Source organism: Umezawaea sp. (assembly GCF_036375055.1).
In the GTDB taxonomy this organism is placed as follows: Bacteria; Actinomycetota; Actinomycetes; order Mycobacteriales; family Pseudonocardiaceae; genus Umezawaea.
Genome location: NZ_DASUSQ010000017.1, coordinates 22,932 through 36,040 on the forward strand (window position 1 = coordinate 22,932; position 13,109 = coordinate 36,040).

General features: G+C 71.7%; 13 protein-coding genes and 1 pseudogene. 9 read left to right on the forward strand and 5 right to left on the reverse strand.

The annotated features are described in order from the left end of the window. Positions 1 to 24 precede the first annotated feature (24 nt). On the reverse strand, positions 25 to 1,284 hold the full coding sequence (gene urtA / locus VFZ92_RS05835; RefSeq protein ID WP_330874742.1) for an urea ABC transporter substrate-binding protein: 1,260 nt from the start codon (positions 1,282 to 1,284) through the stop codon (positions 25 to 27). A 282-nt stretch (positions 1,285 to 1,566) separates the two neighbouring features. Beyond that, positions 1,567 to 2,619: a sigma-70 family RNA polymerase sigma factor gene (locus tag VFZ92_RS05840; protein WP_330874743.1), complete on the reverse strand. Its 1,053-nt coding sequence runs from the start codon at positions 2,617 to 2,619 to the stop codon at positions 1,567 to 1,569. A 75-nt stretch (positions 2,620 to 2,694) separates the two neighbouring features. Here VFZ92_RS05840 and VFZ92_RS05845 point away from each other — a divergent pair, with 75 nt between their 5' ends. Further along, positions 2,695 to 3,516 carry an alpha/beta hydrolase gene (locus tag VFZ92_RS05845; RefSeq protein ID WP_330874744.1) on the forward strand — a complete coding sequence of 274 codons (822 nt, stop codon included), beginning with the start codon at positions 2,695 to 2,697 and terminating at the stop codon, positions 3,514 to 3,516. Between the two features lie 11 nt (positions 3,517 to 3,527). Further along, positions 3,528 to 4,304, forward strand: a pseudogene (locus VFZ92_RS05850) (AMP-binding protein); the annotation flags it as partial. On the opposite strand, the gene VFZ92_RS05855 reads toward VFZ92_RS05850, so the two are convergent. Both VFZ92_RS05855 and VFZ92_RS05860 read right to left on the reverse strand, forming a co-directional pair. Continuing rightward, a complete protein-coding gene (locus VFZ92_RS05855; RefSeq protein WP_330874745.1) occupies positions 4,279 to 5,235 on the reverse strand; it encodes a cysteine synthase family protein in 957 nt (318 codons plus the stop codon). The pseudogene VFZ92_RS05850 and the gene VFZ92_RS05855 sit on opposite strands and share 26 nt — an antisense overlap. A gap of 30 nt (positions 5,236 to 5,265) precedes the next feature. After that, on the reverse strand, positions 5,266 to 6,258 hold the full coding sequence (locus tag VFZ92_RS05860; RefSeq protein ID WP_330874746.1) for a zinc-binding metallopeptidase family protein: 993 nt from the start codon (positions 6,256 to 6,258) through the stop codon (positions 5,266 to 5,268). Positions 6,259 to 6,522: 264 nt separating this feature from the next. Between VFZ92_RS05860 and VFZ92_RS05865 the strand changes: the two genes are divergently transcribed. The 5 genes from VFZ92_RS05865 to yjfF all read left to right on the forward strand — a co-directional run bounded on the left by VFZ92_RS05865 (position 6,523) and on the right by yjfF (position 11,822). Continuing rightward, entirely contained in the window at positions 6,523 to 6,675 is a 153-nt protein-coding gene (locus VFZ92_RS05865) for a hypothetical protein (RefSeq protein ID WP_330874747.1), read from the forward strand. A 607-nt stretch (positions 6,676 to 7,282) separates the two neighbouring features. Next, positions 7,283 to 8,281, forward strand: a complete 999-nt coding sequence (locus tag VFZ92_RS05870) for an ABC transporter substrate-binding protein (protein WP_414719823.1) — start codon at positions 7,283 to 7,285, stop codon at positions 8,279 to 8,281. 24 nt (positions 8,282 to 8,305) lie between these two features. Further along, positions 8,306 to 9,817, forward strand: a complete 1,512-nt coding sequence (locus VFZ92_RS05875; RefSeq protein ID WP_330874749.1) for a sugar ABC transporter ATP-binding protein — start codon at positions 8,306 to 8,308, stop codon at positions 9,815 to 9,817. Next, positions 9,814 to 10,848 (forward strand): ABC transporter permease, encoded by a 1,035-nt coding sequence (locus tag VFZ92_RS05880; RefSeq protein ID WP_330874750.1) that lies wholly within the window; start codon positions 9,814 to 9,816, stop codon positions 10,846 to 10,848. Before VFZ92_RS05875 ends, VFZ92_RS05880 begins: the two co-directional genes overlap by 4 nt. Then, the gene (gene yjfF / locus VFZ92_RS05885; protein ID WP_330874751.1) at positions 10,845 to 11,822 is read left to right on the forward strand and encodes a galactofuranose ABC transporter, permease protein YjfF; all 978 of its coding nucleotides are present in this window, start codon (positions 10,845 to 10,847) and stop codon (positions 11,820 to 11,822) included. The genes VFZ92_RS05880 and yjfF overlap by 4 nt, the downstream gene beginning before the upstream one ends. 146 nt (positions 11,823 to 11,968) lie before the next feature. Here the strand turns inward: yjfF and VFZ92_RS05890 are convergent, their stop codons facing one another. Then, positions 11,969 to 12,430: a hypothetical protein gene (locus VFZ92_RS05890; RefSeq protein WP_330874752.1), complete on the reverse strand. Its 462-nt coding sequence runs from the start codon at positions 12,428 to 12,430 to the stop codon at positions 11,969 to 11,971. A gap of 14 nt (positions 12,431 to 12,444) precedes the next feature. On the opposite strand from VFZ92_RS05890, the gene VFZ92_RS05895 reads away from it, so the two are divergent. Both VFZ92_RS05895 and VFZ92_RS42405 read left to right on the forward strand, forming a co-directional pair. Beyond that, a complete protein-coding gene (locus tag VFZ92_RS05895) occupies positions 12,445 to 13,008 on the forward strand; it encodes a hypothetical protein (protein ID WP_330874753.1) in 564 nt (187 codons plus the stop codon). Continuing rightward, a complete protein-coding gene (locus tag VFZ92_RS42405) occupies positions 12,944 to 13,108 on the forward strand; it encodes a jacalin-like lectin (RefSeq protein ID WP_414719825.1) in 165 nt (54 codons plus the stop codon). The genes VFZ92_RS05895 and VFZ92_RS42405 overlap by 65 nt, the downstream gene beginning before the upstream one ends. The last annotated feature ends 1 nt before the right edge of the window (position 13,109 follow it).

Consider the following 13,109-nt stretch of genomic DNA (forward strand, 5'->3'; position numbering starts at 1 on the left):
GTTCTCCTTCCGGGGCGGGGCGGCTCAGCCCGACAGACCGGTGGCCCAGGCGTAGCTCTTGAGGAACGGGTCCGGCTCGATCGGCTTCTCGGAGCTCCACTCGGTGTGGATCAGCCCGTCCGCGCCGACCTTGCCGATGAGCGCGGTCTTGGCGATGTGGTGGTTCTCGCCGTCGACGGTGACCGCGCCCTCCGGCGCGTCGAAGCTCACGCCGCCCGCGGCCTTCTTCACGTCGTCCGGCGCGAACGACCTCGCCTTCTCGACCATGGCCTGCCAGAGGAACAGCGAGGTGTAGGCGGCCTCCATCGGGTCGGACGTCACGCGGGACGCGCCGTACTTCGCCTTGAACGCCTCGACGAACGTCCTGTTCGCCGGGGAATCCACGGTCTGGTAGTAGTTCCACGCCGTGAGCTGGCCGACCAGGTTGTCGACGCCGACGCCGCCGACCTCCTCCTCGGCGATCGACACCGACACGACCGGCGTGGTCGCCGCCGTGAGGCCCGCGTTCTTGTACTCCTTGAAGAACGCCACGTTCGAGTCGCCGTTGAGCGTGTTGAACACCGCCGCCGAGCCGGAACCCTTGAGCTTGTTGACGATCGTGGCGAAGTCGGTGTGGCCGAGCGGCGCGTACTCCTCACCCCTGACCTCGATGCCGTTCGCCTTGGCGTAGGCCTGGATGATCTTGTTGGCGGTGCGCGGGAACACGTAGTCCGAGCCGACCAGGAAGAGCGTGGTGACGCCCTTCTCCTTGAGGTAGTCGAGCGCGGGCACGATCTGCTGGTTCGTGGTCGCGCCGGTGTAGAAGATGTTCGGCGAGGACTCCAGGCCCTCGTACTGCACCGGGTAGAACAGCAGGCCGTTCGCGCCCTCGAACACCGGCAGCATCGCCTTGCGGGAGGACGACGTCCAGCCGCCGAACACCGCGGCCACGCAGTCGGAGCTGATCAGCTTCGTCGCCTTCTCGGCGAACACGGTGGGCTCGGACGCGCCGTCCTCGGTCACCACCGAGAGCTTCTTGCCCAGCACGCCGCCCTTGGCGTTGATCTGCTCCACGGCCAGGTTCAGGGAGTCGTTGACGGTCTTCTCGCTGATGGCCATCGTGCCGGACAGGGAGTTGAGCAGGCCGATCTTGACCGAGTCGCCGGAGGTGTCCACGCAGGACGCCGGGCCGGAACCACCGCCGGTGCTCGTGTCGGACGTGCGGCTGCCGCACGCGCTGACGAGCAGCACGCCTGCGGAGAGGAGGGCGGTGACGCGCGTCGCGCGTCGGAGTCCAGTGTTCACGGTTGCGCCTTTCGGGGGAGGGCTTCCGGTGGGGTGTGGACGGGGCCGGGCTCGCCAGGGGGCGACGTGCGGGGTGGGGCTGTGTACAGCGCTGTCGACACGGCTGTATTCACTGCGGAACCTAGGAACCGGGTGTTTCCGGGACCGCGTCGTGCGGTGAACGTGAGGTTTCCCCGCGTTACCGAGTGGTCGCGGTGCGTGTAACAACGATCCGCCGCTCACCCGGTGGTCGGGTGAGCGGCGGATCGGACGGGTGACGGGCCGCCGGGCGGCTGGGCCGGGTCAGGTCACCGACGCGGGCAGGCCCAGGGCGGTGAAGTGCTCCAGGCCGATGAACGAGGTCACGTCGGCGATCCGGTCGTCGCGCAGGGTCAGCACGTTGACCGCCCACGCCCGGTGCGCGCCAGCCGCCTCGTTCCACAGGTAGCAGCCGACGGCGGGTTGACCGTTGGCGGTGGCCGGGAGGTGCTGCCACGAGCCGCACGACGTCAGCGGGACGGTGGTGGCGAAGTCCATGACGGCGTCGATGCCGCGGTACCAGTGCGGCATCGGGGGCATGGACCAGGTGACGTCCTCGGTGAGGAGTGCGACGAGGGCGTCCGCGTCGCCGCGCTCCAGCGCGGACGAGTACTCGGCGACGATGCCCTGGACGCGGGCGTCGTCCATCATGCGCAGCGTCAGCTGCTGGCTGCGGGCCGGGATCTTGCCGGACACCGTGGCGCGGGCCCGTTGCAGGGCGCTGTTGACCGAGGCGACGGTGGTGTCCATGGTCGCGGCGATCTCGGCGGGGGAGAAGCCGAGGACCTCGAACAGCAGCAGGGCGGCGCGCTGGTTGCCGGGCAGGTGGTGCAGCGCGGCGACGAAGGCCAGCTCGACCGCTTCGCGCTGCTCGTAGCGCGCCTCGGGAGCCGCTGGGCCGGTGGTGAGACCGGTGTCGGGGTACGGGCCGAGCCAGGCCACGTCGGTGAGCGGGGTCTGGCCGACCACGGCACGATCGCTGGATGGTCCCAGGTCGACGGGGAGCGCGCGCCTGCGGCGGCTCGCGACGGCGTCCAGGCAGGTGCGGGTCGCGACGGTGTACAGCCAGGAGCGGAGCGAGCTGCGGCCCTCGAAGCGGGCCAGGGCCTTCCACGCCCGGAGGAGGGCGTCCTGGAGGGCGTCGTCGGCGTCGTGGGTGGAGCCGAGCATCCGGTAGCAGTGGGCGTGCAGTTCGCGGCGCAGCGGCTCCAGGAGCCTGGTGAAGGCGGCGTTGTCGCCCGTCCTGGCCCTGGCCAGGTCGGGGTCCTCGGCCACGTCCGCGGCCGGTTCCACTGGTCCCGGCGAAAGTTCGCTCACGACCGATGATTCTGCCCCACGGTGTCGGTCACTTGTCTCCGAACACGCTGTGCACGCTCGGTACCAGGAGGAACGATGACCAAGCCGCTGACCGTCGACACCCTGCGCGTCCCCGACGCGCTGCTGCACCACGAGCTGCGGGGGAGCGGGCCGCTGGTCGTGCTCGTGGGTGCGCCGATGGACGCCCGGGCGTTCGAGGGGCTCGCGGACCTGCTCGCCGGGGATCACACGGTGCTGACCACGGATCCGCGCGGGATCAACCGGAGCCGGGTGGACGACCCGTCCGCGGATTCGACGCCGGAGATGCGGGCCGACGACCTGGCCCGGTTGATCGAGCACGTCGACGTCGGGCCCGCGGTGGTGTTCGGGTCCAGTGGTGGGGCGGTGAGCGCGCTGGCGCTGGCCGCCGCTCGGCCGGATCTGGTGCGGGTCGTCGTCGCGCACGAGCCGCCGTTGGTGGAGTTGCTGGAGGACCGGGAGGAGTTGGTGGCAGGTACTCGGGAGATCATCGCGATGCACGTGGGCGGGGATGCGGTGGGGGCGATGCGGAAGTTCCTGGCGCAGGCGAACATCGAGATGCCCGAGGAGGTCTTCCAGGTGGTGTTCGGTGGGGAGAGGGATGCTCAGCAGATCGCCGATGACCTGTTCCAGCACGAGCGCATGATGCTTCCCACGGTGCGGTGGGTGCCGGATGCGGAGCGGCTGCGGGGAGTGGCCGGGCGGGTCGTGGTGGGGATCGGGGAGGAGTCCGGTGGGCAGATCTGCGATCGGACTTCTCGGGCGTTGGGGGAGGTGCTGGGGGTGGTTCCGACGATGTTCCCCGGCGATCACATCGGGTTCGTCGAGGACCCGGCCGGGTTCGTGGTCCGGTTGCGGGAGGTTCTGGGTTCGTACTAGTGCTCCAGCCGCTGATCTACGCGCTGCTCGCCCACGAGCGGCTGGCCACGGCGGACCTCACGTCGCTGCGGTGCTTCTGGTACGGCGCCGCGCCGATGTCGCCGGAGCGGCTGGAGCGGGCGCTGACCGCGATCGGGCCGGTGATGGCGCAGCTCTTCGGCCAGTCCGAGGCGCCGATGATGGTCTCGTCGCTGCCGCCCGCCGAGCACTTCCACGCCGACGGAACGGTGGCGCGCGAGCGGCTCGCGTCGGCCGGGCGGCCGGGGCCGCTGGTCACCGTCGGGATCATGGATGACGGGGGTCGGCCGCTGGGGACCGGTGAGCGGGGCGAGATCGTCGTGCGCGGGTCGCTCGTGATGCGCGGCTACTACCGGAACCCCGAGGCCACGGCGGAGGCGTCGCGGTTCGGCTGGCACCACACCGGCGACATCGGCTACCTCGACGAGGAGGGCTACCTGTTCATCGTCGACCGGGCCGAGGACATGATCATCACGGGCGGGTACAACGTGTACTCGGCCGAGGTCGAGCAGGCGCTCATGGCCCACCCGGCCGTGCGGGACCGCGGGGTCGTCGGTCTGCCCGACGAGAAGTGGGGCGAGCGGGTCGTGGCCGTCGTGCAGGCCCAGCCGGACGCGACGGCCGACCCGGCCGAGCTGGTGGCGTTCGTCAAGGCGCGGATCGGGAGCGTGAAGGCGCCGAAGCAGGTGCACGTGTGGGCCGACCTGCTCCGCTCGACGGTGGGCAAGGTGCTCAAGACCGACATCAGGGCGCGTCTGCTGGCGGGCTGAACAGCGGGCCCGCGAGGTACTTCAGGCCGGTGTCGCACGCGACCGTCACGACGGTGCGGCCCGGCCCGAGGTCGCGGGCCACCCGGAGCGCGCCGAGCACGTTGAGCGCGCTGGACGTGCCCGCGAAGATGCCCTCCTCCCTGGCCAGCCGGAGGGCGAGCCCGCGCGCCTCGGGTTCGTCCAGGGCCAGCGCCTCGTCGTGGACACCCGGCGTCAGCAGGGGCGGGACCACGCCGGTCGCGGTGCCCTCGACCGTGTGCGGTCCGCCCCTGCCCTCGGTCAGCGCGGGCGACGACGCCGGTTCCAGCGCCACGACCCGCACCCCGCTCGCGGCCTCGCGCAACACCGACGCGACCCCGTGGAGCATCCCGCCGGTGCCGACGGCGGCGCAGAACGCGTCCACGGTCCCCGCCTGCTCCAGGATCTCGCGGCCCAGCACCGCGTACCCGGCCAGCGCGTCGGTGTTGCGGAACTGGTCCGTCCACAGCGCTCCCTCGCGCTCGACGATCCGGTCCACCTCCGCGCGCATCCGCACGAACAGGTCCGGCGTGATCCGGCCGCCCTCGCTGGGCACCACGGTCAGCTCGGCGCCGAACGCCCGCATCGTGCTCAGCTTCTCCGCCGAGAACGCGTCCGACGACACGAGCGACAGCGGGTAGCCCTTCACCGCGCACACGAACGCCAGCGACGAGCCCGTGCTGCCCCCGGTGAACTCCACCAGCCGCCGACCGCGCCGCCGCAGCTCCCCCCGCCGTTCGGCGGCCTCGACGATCGCCAGCGCCATCCGGTCCTTGTAGCTGCCGGTCGGGTTGCCGCCCTCCAGCTTGACCAGCACGCGCGCCGCGCCGTCCGGCACGACGTGCCGCAGTTCGACCAGGGGGGTGCCGCCGATGGCGGCCAGGGGTGAGGGGAGGACGCCGGGGAAGTTCATGGGTCTCCTGTCGGTCCGGGACAGCGCCTGTCAGCGGACCGTACCGGGTTCGGCGCGCCCGGCACCGGCGACGAGCGAGTCGACGAACCGCAGCTTCGCGAGCACGTCCGGGGCCAGCACGAACGGGTACAGGTCGTCCTTGCCCATGCTGCGGTTGAGCTGGTTCACCGCCCGCGACAGCGGCACCCACGTGTCGACCAGCTCGTCGAACCCGGCACCGTCCTCGGCGGGCTCGGCGTCGACCGGGGCGTCCGGGTGCGGCGCGATGGCGCGGCCCGCGACCAGCACGCCGTAGGCGCCCGCGGTCTGCACCGTGTCGCGGACGTGCAGCAGGTGCGCGAACGTCTCGGCCCAGTCCTCCCACGGGTGCGCCGCCGCGTAGGTGCTGACGTACGACCTGTTCCAGTCCGGGTCGGGATCGCCCGCGTAGTGCTCCCGCAACGCCTCCTGGTAGTCGGCGCGCTCGTCGCCGAACACCGCGCGGAACCCGTCGTGCCGACCGGCCCGCTCCACCAGCACCTCCCAGTACCAGTGGCCGACCTCGTGGCGGAAGTGCCCGAGCAGCGTCCGGTACGGCTCGGCGAGCCGCGCCCGCACCGCCTCGCGGTGGCTGTCCACGCCCTCGGCCAGGTCGATCGTGATCACCCCGCTCGCGTGGCCGGTGACCACGTGCTCGGCCTCGCTGGACAGCAGGTCGAACACGACCCCGTCGGTCGGCAGGCCGAGGTCGTCGAGCTGGTGCACCAGGCGGCGCTTCGCCGCCTCGGCCCGCGCGAACGCCTCCTCCGCGTCACCGTCGGCGGGGCGGGTCCTGGTCAGCGCGCAGCAGTCGCACAGCGGGCCCGCGTCGCCCGCGATCCAGTTGCAGCCCGCGATGGCGGCGTTGGCGCAGCGCCGCCGCCCGTCGAGCGCGACGAGCGCCCGGTCCGGACGCGAGTAGCCGACGGCCGTGCCGCAGGCCAGGCACGACGAGTTCTCGAAGAACAGCAGGTTCCCGCAGGCCGGGCAGGTGAACGAACGCATGGTGGTGCCCCTCGTGGTCTTCGGGAGTCCCGACCGGATACCCGTGGGCGCGTCCGGTCAACCCCCGCCGACGGCGAACTGCCGCGCGTCGCCGACGGCCGCCTGGCGGGCACTGGCTCGACTCCGCCGTCCACGTCCCGCTCGCGCGGCTCCGCGTGGTCGCGTGGGGATGGACGGGAAGTCGGGTGCGGGGCTGGGGCGAGCGAGAAGGTCGACGGCGCAGGCACGACGGTGCACGTCGACCCCGTGTCCGATGTGGACGGTATGAGGTCCGCCATCGCCCCCGACCGGCGGGCCGAGGGGCTGGTGCGGCGGGCGGCCGACCGCGCCGACGTCCACCCGGCGGACGGTCGGGTGGTCCGGGCGTCGGTCGAGGCGATCTCCACCCGGTACCCGGTGGGGCGCTCGGACTCGTGACGGTGCGCGCCCCGCCTCCACGGGAGGGGTACGCGACGGCAGCAGGGACGCGCGGGCCGGGAGGGACGCGCGGGCCGGGAGGGGCGCGCCCGAGGTGCCCCGGCCTCCCTGTGTCCTGCCCGCTCCACCCGGCCCGTCCCGCCCCACGCTCTCCAGGTGGAGGCACCGCTCGTCCTCCGCCGCCGGCACGGCAACCCTCCTGGGACAGGCCGCTGCCCCACGACGTTCCCTCCCCGTCGCGACCACCCGCCCGTGTCGCGTCGACCGTCGTCGCAGCTCAACGCCGTACCGAAGTCACCGTGGATCGTTATCGCCCTGAGGCTTGACCCCTAGTGTGTTATCGCTAACACTTGCTCCCACTCGTCACGCTGGGGTGACGGCCTGACGCCGTGGTCGGCGAGGGGGGAGTCAGCAGTGGTCGGCAGTGGGCGATCCGGACTTTTCCGGCGTTGGGCCGTAGCGGGCGGGGCGGGCGTGACCGGGGCGGGACCGCGTGACCCCGTGAGAGTCGGTTCCGGTTGGCCGTCCGGGGTGTGCGGCCGGGGAGCGGGATAGATCTCGAACACCCTGCCCCGACGCGGGCGACCGATGATGTTAACGCTAACAAATGATCAACGTCGATCGAGGAGTGACCGTGTTCGGAAAGAAGTGGGCCGCACTGGCGGTCGGTGTCCTGGGCGTGACGCTGCTGACCGGATGCGGCGGCGCGGCGGACAGCGGGGGAGGCGGGGCGATCACCCTCGGCTTCTCGCAGGTGGGCGCGGAGAGCGGGTGGCGGACCGCGAACACCAAGTCCATCCAGGAGTCGGCCAAGTCGGCCGGGATCGAGCTGAAGTTCTCCGACGCGCAGCAGAAGCAGGAGAACCAGATCACCGCGATCCGGTCGTTCATCCAGCAGAAGGTGAAGGTCATCGCGTTCTCGCCGGTGGTCCAGTCCGGCTGGGACACGGTGCTGAAGGAGGCGAAGGCCGCGAACATCCCGGTGATCCTCACCGACCGCTCGGTGGACTCCGCGGACAAGACGCTCTACAAGACGTTCCTCGGCTCGGACTTCGTGGTGGAGGGCAAGAAGGCGGGGGAGTGGCTCGTCAAGGAGTCCGCCTCGGCCACCGGTGACGTGAACGTGGTGGAACTCCAGGGCAGCACGGGGTCGGCGCCCGCCAACGACCGCAAGAAGGGCTTCGCCGACGCCATCGCGGGCACGGCGAAGATCAAGGTCGTCGCCTCGCAGACCGGTGAGTTCACCCGCGCCAAGGGCAAGGAGGTCATGGAGGCCTTCCTGAAGTCCCAGGGCAAGATCGACGTGCTCTACGCGCACAACGACGACATGGCGCTCGGCGCGATCGAGGCCATCGAGGCCGCGGGCAAGAAGCCGGGCACCGACATCAAGATCGTGTCGGTCGACGCGGTCAGGGACGGCATGCAGGCCCTCGCCGACGGCAAGATCAACTACATCGTCGAGTGCAACCCGCTGCTCGGACCGCAGCTCATGGACCTGGTCAAGAAGGTCGCCGCGGGCGAGGAGGTCCCGGCGCGCATCGAGACGCAGGAGACCGAGTTCGACCAGGCGAAGGCCAAGGAAGCCCTGCCGCAGCGCCAGTACTGATCCGAGTCGAGGACGGCCAGTGTGATGACGGACCCCCGAGCGATCCTGGAGATGACCGGCATCCGGAAGGAGTTCCCCGGCGTCGTCGCCCTCGACGGCGTGGACTTCCGGATGTTCCCCGGCGAGGTGCACGCCCTGATGGGCGAGAACGGCGCCGGGAAGTCCACGCTCATCAAGACGTTGACCGGTGTGCACGGGATCGACGCGGGCACGATCGTGCTGGGCGGCGAGCCGGTGGCGTTCGCCGGGCCGTCGCAGGCGCAGCGGGCGGGCGTCAGCACGGTCTACCAGGAGGTGAACCTGCTGCCGAACCTCTCGGTGGCGGAGAACATCTTCATCGGCCGCGAGCCGCGCCGCTTCGGCCGCATCGACTGGAAGGCCACGAGACGTCGGGCGGAGGTCCTGCTGGAAGGGCTGGACCTCCACCTCGACGTCTCGGCGGAACTGGGCACGCAGTCGATCGCCGTGCGGCAGATGGTGGCGATAGCGCGGGCGCTCGACGTGTCCGCGCGGGTGCTCGTGCTCGACGAGCCGACGTCCAGCCTCGACGCGGGCGAGGTCGAGCGGCTGCTCAAGGTCGTGCGGACCCTGCGCGACGAGGGGATGGCCGTCCTGTTCGTCTCGCACTTCATCGACCAGGTGTTCGCGGTGGCCGACCGGATGACCGTGCTGCGCAACGGGAAGCTGGTCGGCGAGTACCGCACCGAGGACATCACCCCGGTCGACCTCGTCACGAAGATGATCGGCAAGGAGCTGGAGGCGCTGGAGGACATCGAGGAGGCCACCCACCGCCACTCCGGCGGCGAGGTGTTCCTCCAGGCCGACGGGCTGACCCGCAAGGGCGCCATCGCGCCGTTCTCGCTGGAGATCCGGTCGGGCGAGGTCGTCGGCCTGGCCGGGCTGCTCGGCTCCGGCCGCACGGAGCTGGCCCGGCTGCTGTTCGGCGCCGACCACGCGGACGGCGGCACGCTGCGCGTCGACGGGAAGCCGGTGTCGATGCGGACGCCTCGCAACGGCATGGAGCACCGGGTCGCGTACTGCTCGGAGGACCGCAAGACCGAGGGCCTGGTGGAGGAGCTGACCGTGCGCGAGAACATCGTGCTGGCCCTCCAGGCCGCCCGCGGCTGGACCCGGCCGCTGTCGCGCCGCAGGCAGGACGAGCTGGCCGCCCGCTACATCGACGCGCTGGACATCCGGCCCGCCGCCCCGGAGGCGCTGGTGCGCGACCTCAGCGGCGGCAACCAGCAGAAGGTGCTGCTCGCCAGGTGGCTCATCACCGAGCCGAGGCTGCTGATCCTGGACGAGCCGACCCGCGGCATCGACATCGGCGCCAAGACGGAGATCCAGCGGCTCGTCGCGACGCTGTCCGACGACGGCGTGGCCGTGCTGTTCATCTCCGCCGAACTGGAGGAGGTGCTCCGCCTGAGCCACCGCGTGGTCGTGCTGAGGGACCGGGAGGTGGTGGCGCAGCGGGACAACGAGGCGCTCACCGCCGACGAGATCATGGCGGTCATCGCCGAGGGGAGCCCGGCGTGACCAAGCACCGGTTGTTCTGGCCCGTGGCCGCGCTGCTCGCGCTGCTGCTGGTCGACCTCGTCGCGAAGCCGTCGTTCTTCAAGATCGAGCTGCGCGACGGGCACCTGTACGGGAGCCTGATAGACATCCTGCGGCTCGGGGCCCCGCTGATCCTGGTCGGGATCGGCATGACCCTGGTGGTCGCCACCCGCGGCATCGACCTGTCGGTGGGGTCGGTGGTCGCGATCAGCGGCGCGCTGGCCTGCCTGCACCTGAGCGGGCTGCCCGACCAGGACGCCGTCGGCGGGACCGTCGCCGCCATCGGGATGGCGCTCGGCCTGTGCCTGGCGCTGGGGGCGTGGAACGGGTTCCTGGTGTCGGTGCTGGGCATCCAGCCGATCATCGCCACGCTGATCCTGATGGTCGCGGGGCGCGGGATCGCGCAGCTCATCACGGACGGGCAGATCATCACGATCACGTCGGCCCCGTTCCGGGCGCTCGGGAGCGGCTACCTGTTCCTGCTGCCCGTCTCGATCCTCATCGCCATGGCGGTGTTCGTGCTCAGCACGCTGCTGGTGCGCAAGTCCGCGCTGGGGCTGCTGCTGGAGGCGGTGGGCGGCAACCCCGAGGCCGGCAGGCTGTCCGGCCTCCGGTCCGGGCGGCTGACCTGGCTGGTCTACGTGTTCGCAGGCCTGTGCGCGGGGGTCGCCGGGCTGATGATCGCCGCCAACACCCCCGGTGCCGACGCCAACCACGCGGGGCTGTGGATCGAGCTGGACGCGATCCTCGCGCTCACGATCGGCGGGACGAAGCTGACCGGTGGCCGGTTCTCGCTGGGCGGCACGGTGATCGGTGCGCTGCTGATCCAGACGCTGACCACGACCGTGTACACCCTCGGCATCCCCGACACGGCGACGCTGCTGGTCAAGGCGCTGGTCGTGCTCCTGGTGTGCCTGGTGCAGTCGCCCGTCTTCCGGGCGAGGGTGCGCAGGCGCCGTCGTCCTCCGGTGTCGCCCGCCGAACCCGCCCGCGCCGTGGAGGTGTCCGCATGACCGCGCTCGACCGTGTGACCGGTTACCGACCGCAGCAGCGGCACCTGCCCATGCTGGCGACCCTGTCGCTGCTCGTGGGCGCCTACGTGTACGGCGCGTCGCAGTACACGGCGTTCGGGTCGGGGCAGGTCGTGTTCAACCTGTTCATCAACTACTCGTGGCTGCTGGTGGTCGCCGTCGGGATGACGTTCGTGATCCTGACCGGCGGGATCGACCTGTCCGTGGGGTCCGTCGTGGCGCTGTCCACGGTGCTCTCGGCGGAACTGCTGGGCGAACGCGGCTGGCCCGCGCCCGTCGTGATCGTGGTGGTGCTCGCGGTCGGTCTGCTGCTGGGCACCGGCATGGGCGCGCTGATCCACTACTTCGAGATCCAGCCGTTCATCGCCACGCTCGTGGGGCTGTTCTTCGCCCGCGGCCTGTGCCTGACGATCAGCACCGAGGCCCCGTCCATCGACAACGCGTTCTTCACGACGGTGGCGCAGACCCAGGTCCCGCTGCCGGGCGACTCGCACGTGTCGATCAGCGTGCTGATCGCGCTGGCGGTCGTGGGCCTGGCCGCCTACCTGCTGCACCACACCCGGTTCGGGCGGACCGTGTACGCGGTCGGCGGGAGCGAGTCCTCGGCCGTGCTCATGGGGCTGAAGGTGGCGCGGACGAAGGTGTCCGTGTACGCCCTGAGCGGGTTCTGCTCGGCGCTCGGCGGGCTGCTGCTGGTGTTCTACAAGCTGTCCGGCGACCCGCTGAGCGCCATCGGGACCGAGCTGGACGCCATCGCGGCCGTCGTCATCGGCGGGACGATCCTGTCCGGCGGCTCCGGGTACGTGCTCGGGACCGTGCTGGGCGTGCTGGTGCTCGGCATGATCCAGACGCTCATCGACTTCGACGGCACCCTCAGCTCGTGGTGGACGAAGATCGTGATCGGCGGCCTGCTGTTCGCGTTCATCGTCCTCCAGCGCGTGATCGCACGACGGTGATCCCGGACGGAAGAGGAGGACGGGGCCACGCGCCCGCACCGGAGGACCGGCGTCCCGCTCCTCGTCGCGGCCACCGCCCCGGCGCTGCTGCCGGGGCCCGCCGCCGTCGCGGAACCACCGACGTCGGGCTGGTCCTCACTGCTGACCTACAACGTCGCCGGCCTGCCGGAGGGCCTGTCCTCCGGCCACCCGGCGGTCAACACCCCGCTGATCAGCCCGAGGCTCGGCGCGTACGACGTGGTCGACGTGCAGGAGGACTTCAACCACCACGCGGCCCTGTACGCGGGTGACCGGCACCCGCACCGCACGGCGACCAGCGGGGGAGCGGGCTTCGGCGACGGGCTCAACACGCTCTCGAACTTCCCCGTCGGCGACGCCGCGCGCCACCGCTGGGACACCTGCGACGGCACGGACTGCCTGACCCCCGAGGGGTTCACGTCCGCGCGGGTCCGCCTCGCCGAGGGCGTGACCGTCGACCTCTGCAACGCCCACCCCAACGCGGGCACCGCACCGGCCGACCTCGCGGCGCGGCGGGCCAACACCACCCAGCTCTCCCGGTTCGTCGCGGCGAACTCGGCGGGCAACGCCGTGGTGGTCGCGGGCGACACCAGCACCCGCCTGGGTGCGGAACGTCCGCGGCGGCACGCCACCCGCGGCGGGCGCTCCCGCCCTGCTGTGCGACCCGGACGCCGTCACGGACGACTGCGAGGTCGTCGACGAGGTCCTCTACCGCGGCAACGCGCTCGTCCAGCTCGACGCCGTGCGCTACCACAACGACAACGCGGTGTTCCTCGACGCGAAGGGCGTCCCGCTGTCCGACCACCACCCGCACACCGTCGACCTCCGGTGGCGGCTCGCGGACGGGCTCCGGGTGAGCGAGGAGTTCGGCGGGCCCCACGGCACGCCGTTCACCGACCTGCCCGCGGTGGCGGGCGGCGCCGAACCCCGCACGGTGGTCCTGCGCGGCGGCAGCAGGCTCGACGCCGTCGGCCTCGACTTCGCCGACGGACGCCCGGTGCGCCACGGCGGGACCGGCGGCACCGGGTCGGTGGTGCGCCTCGCCGACGGGGAACGCCTGGTGGGTCACGCTGACCAGGGGCGAGCACCGGAACCGCACGCGGGTGTTCTCGGCCCGGCTGGTCACCGACCGGGGCACGGTCATCAGCGCGGGCACGCCGACGGGTGACGCGGTGACGTACACCGCGCCACCCGGCTGGCGGGTCGTCGGGTTCACCGGCCGGGCCGGTGACGAGGTCGACCGGCTCGGGGTCGTGTTCGCCCCCTGAG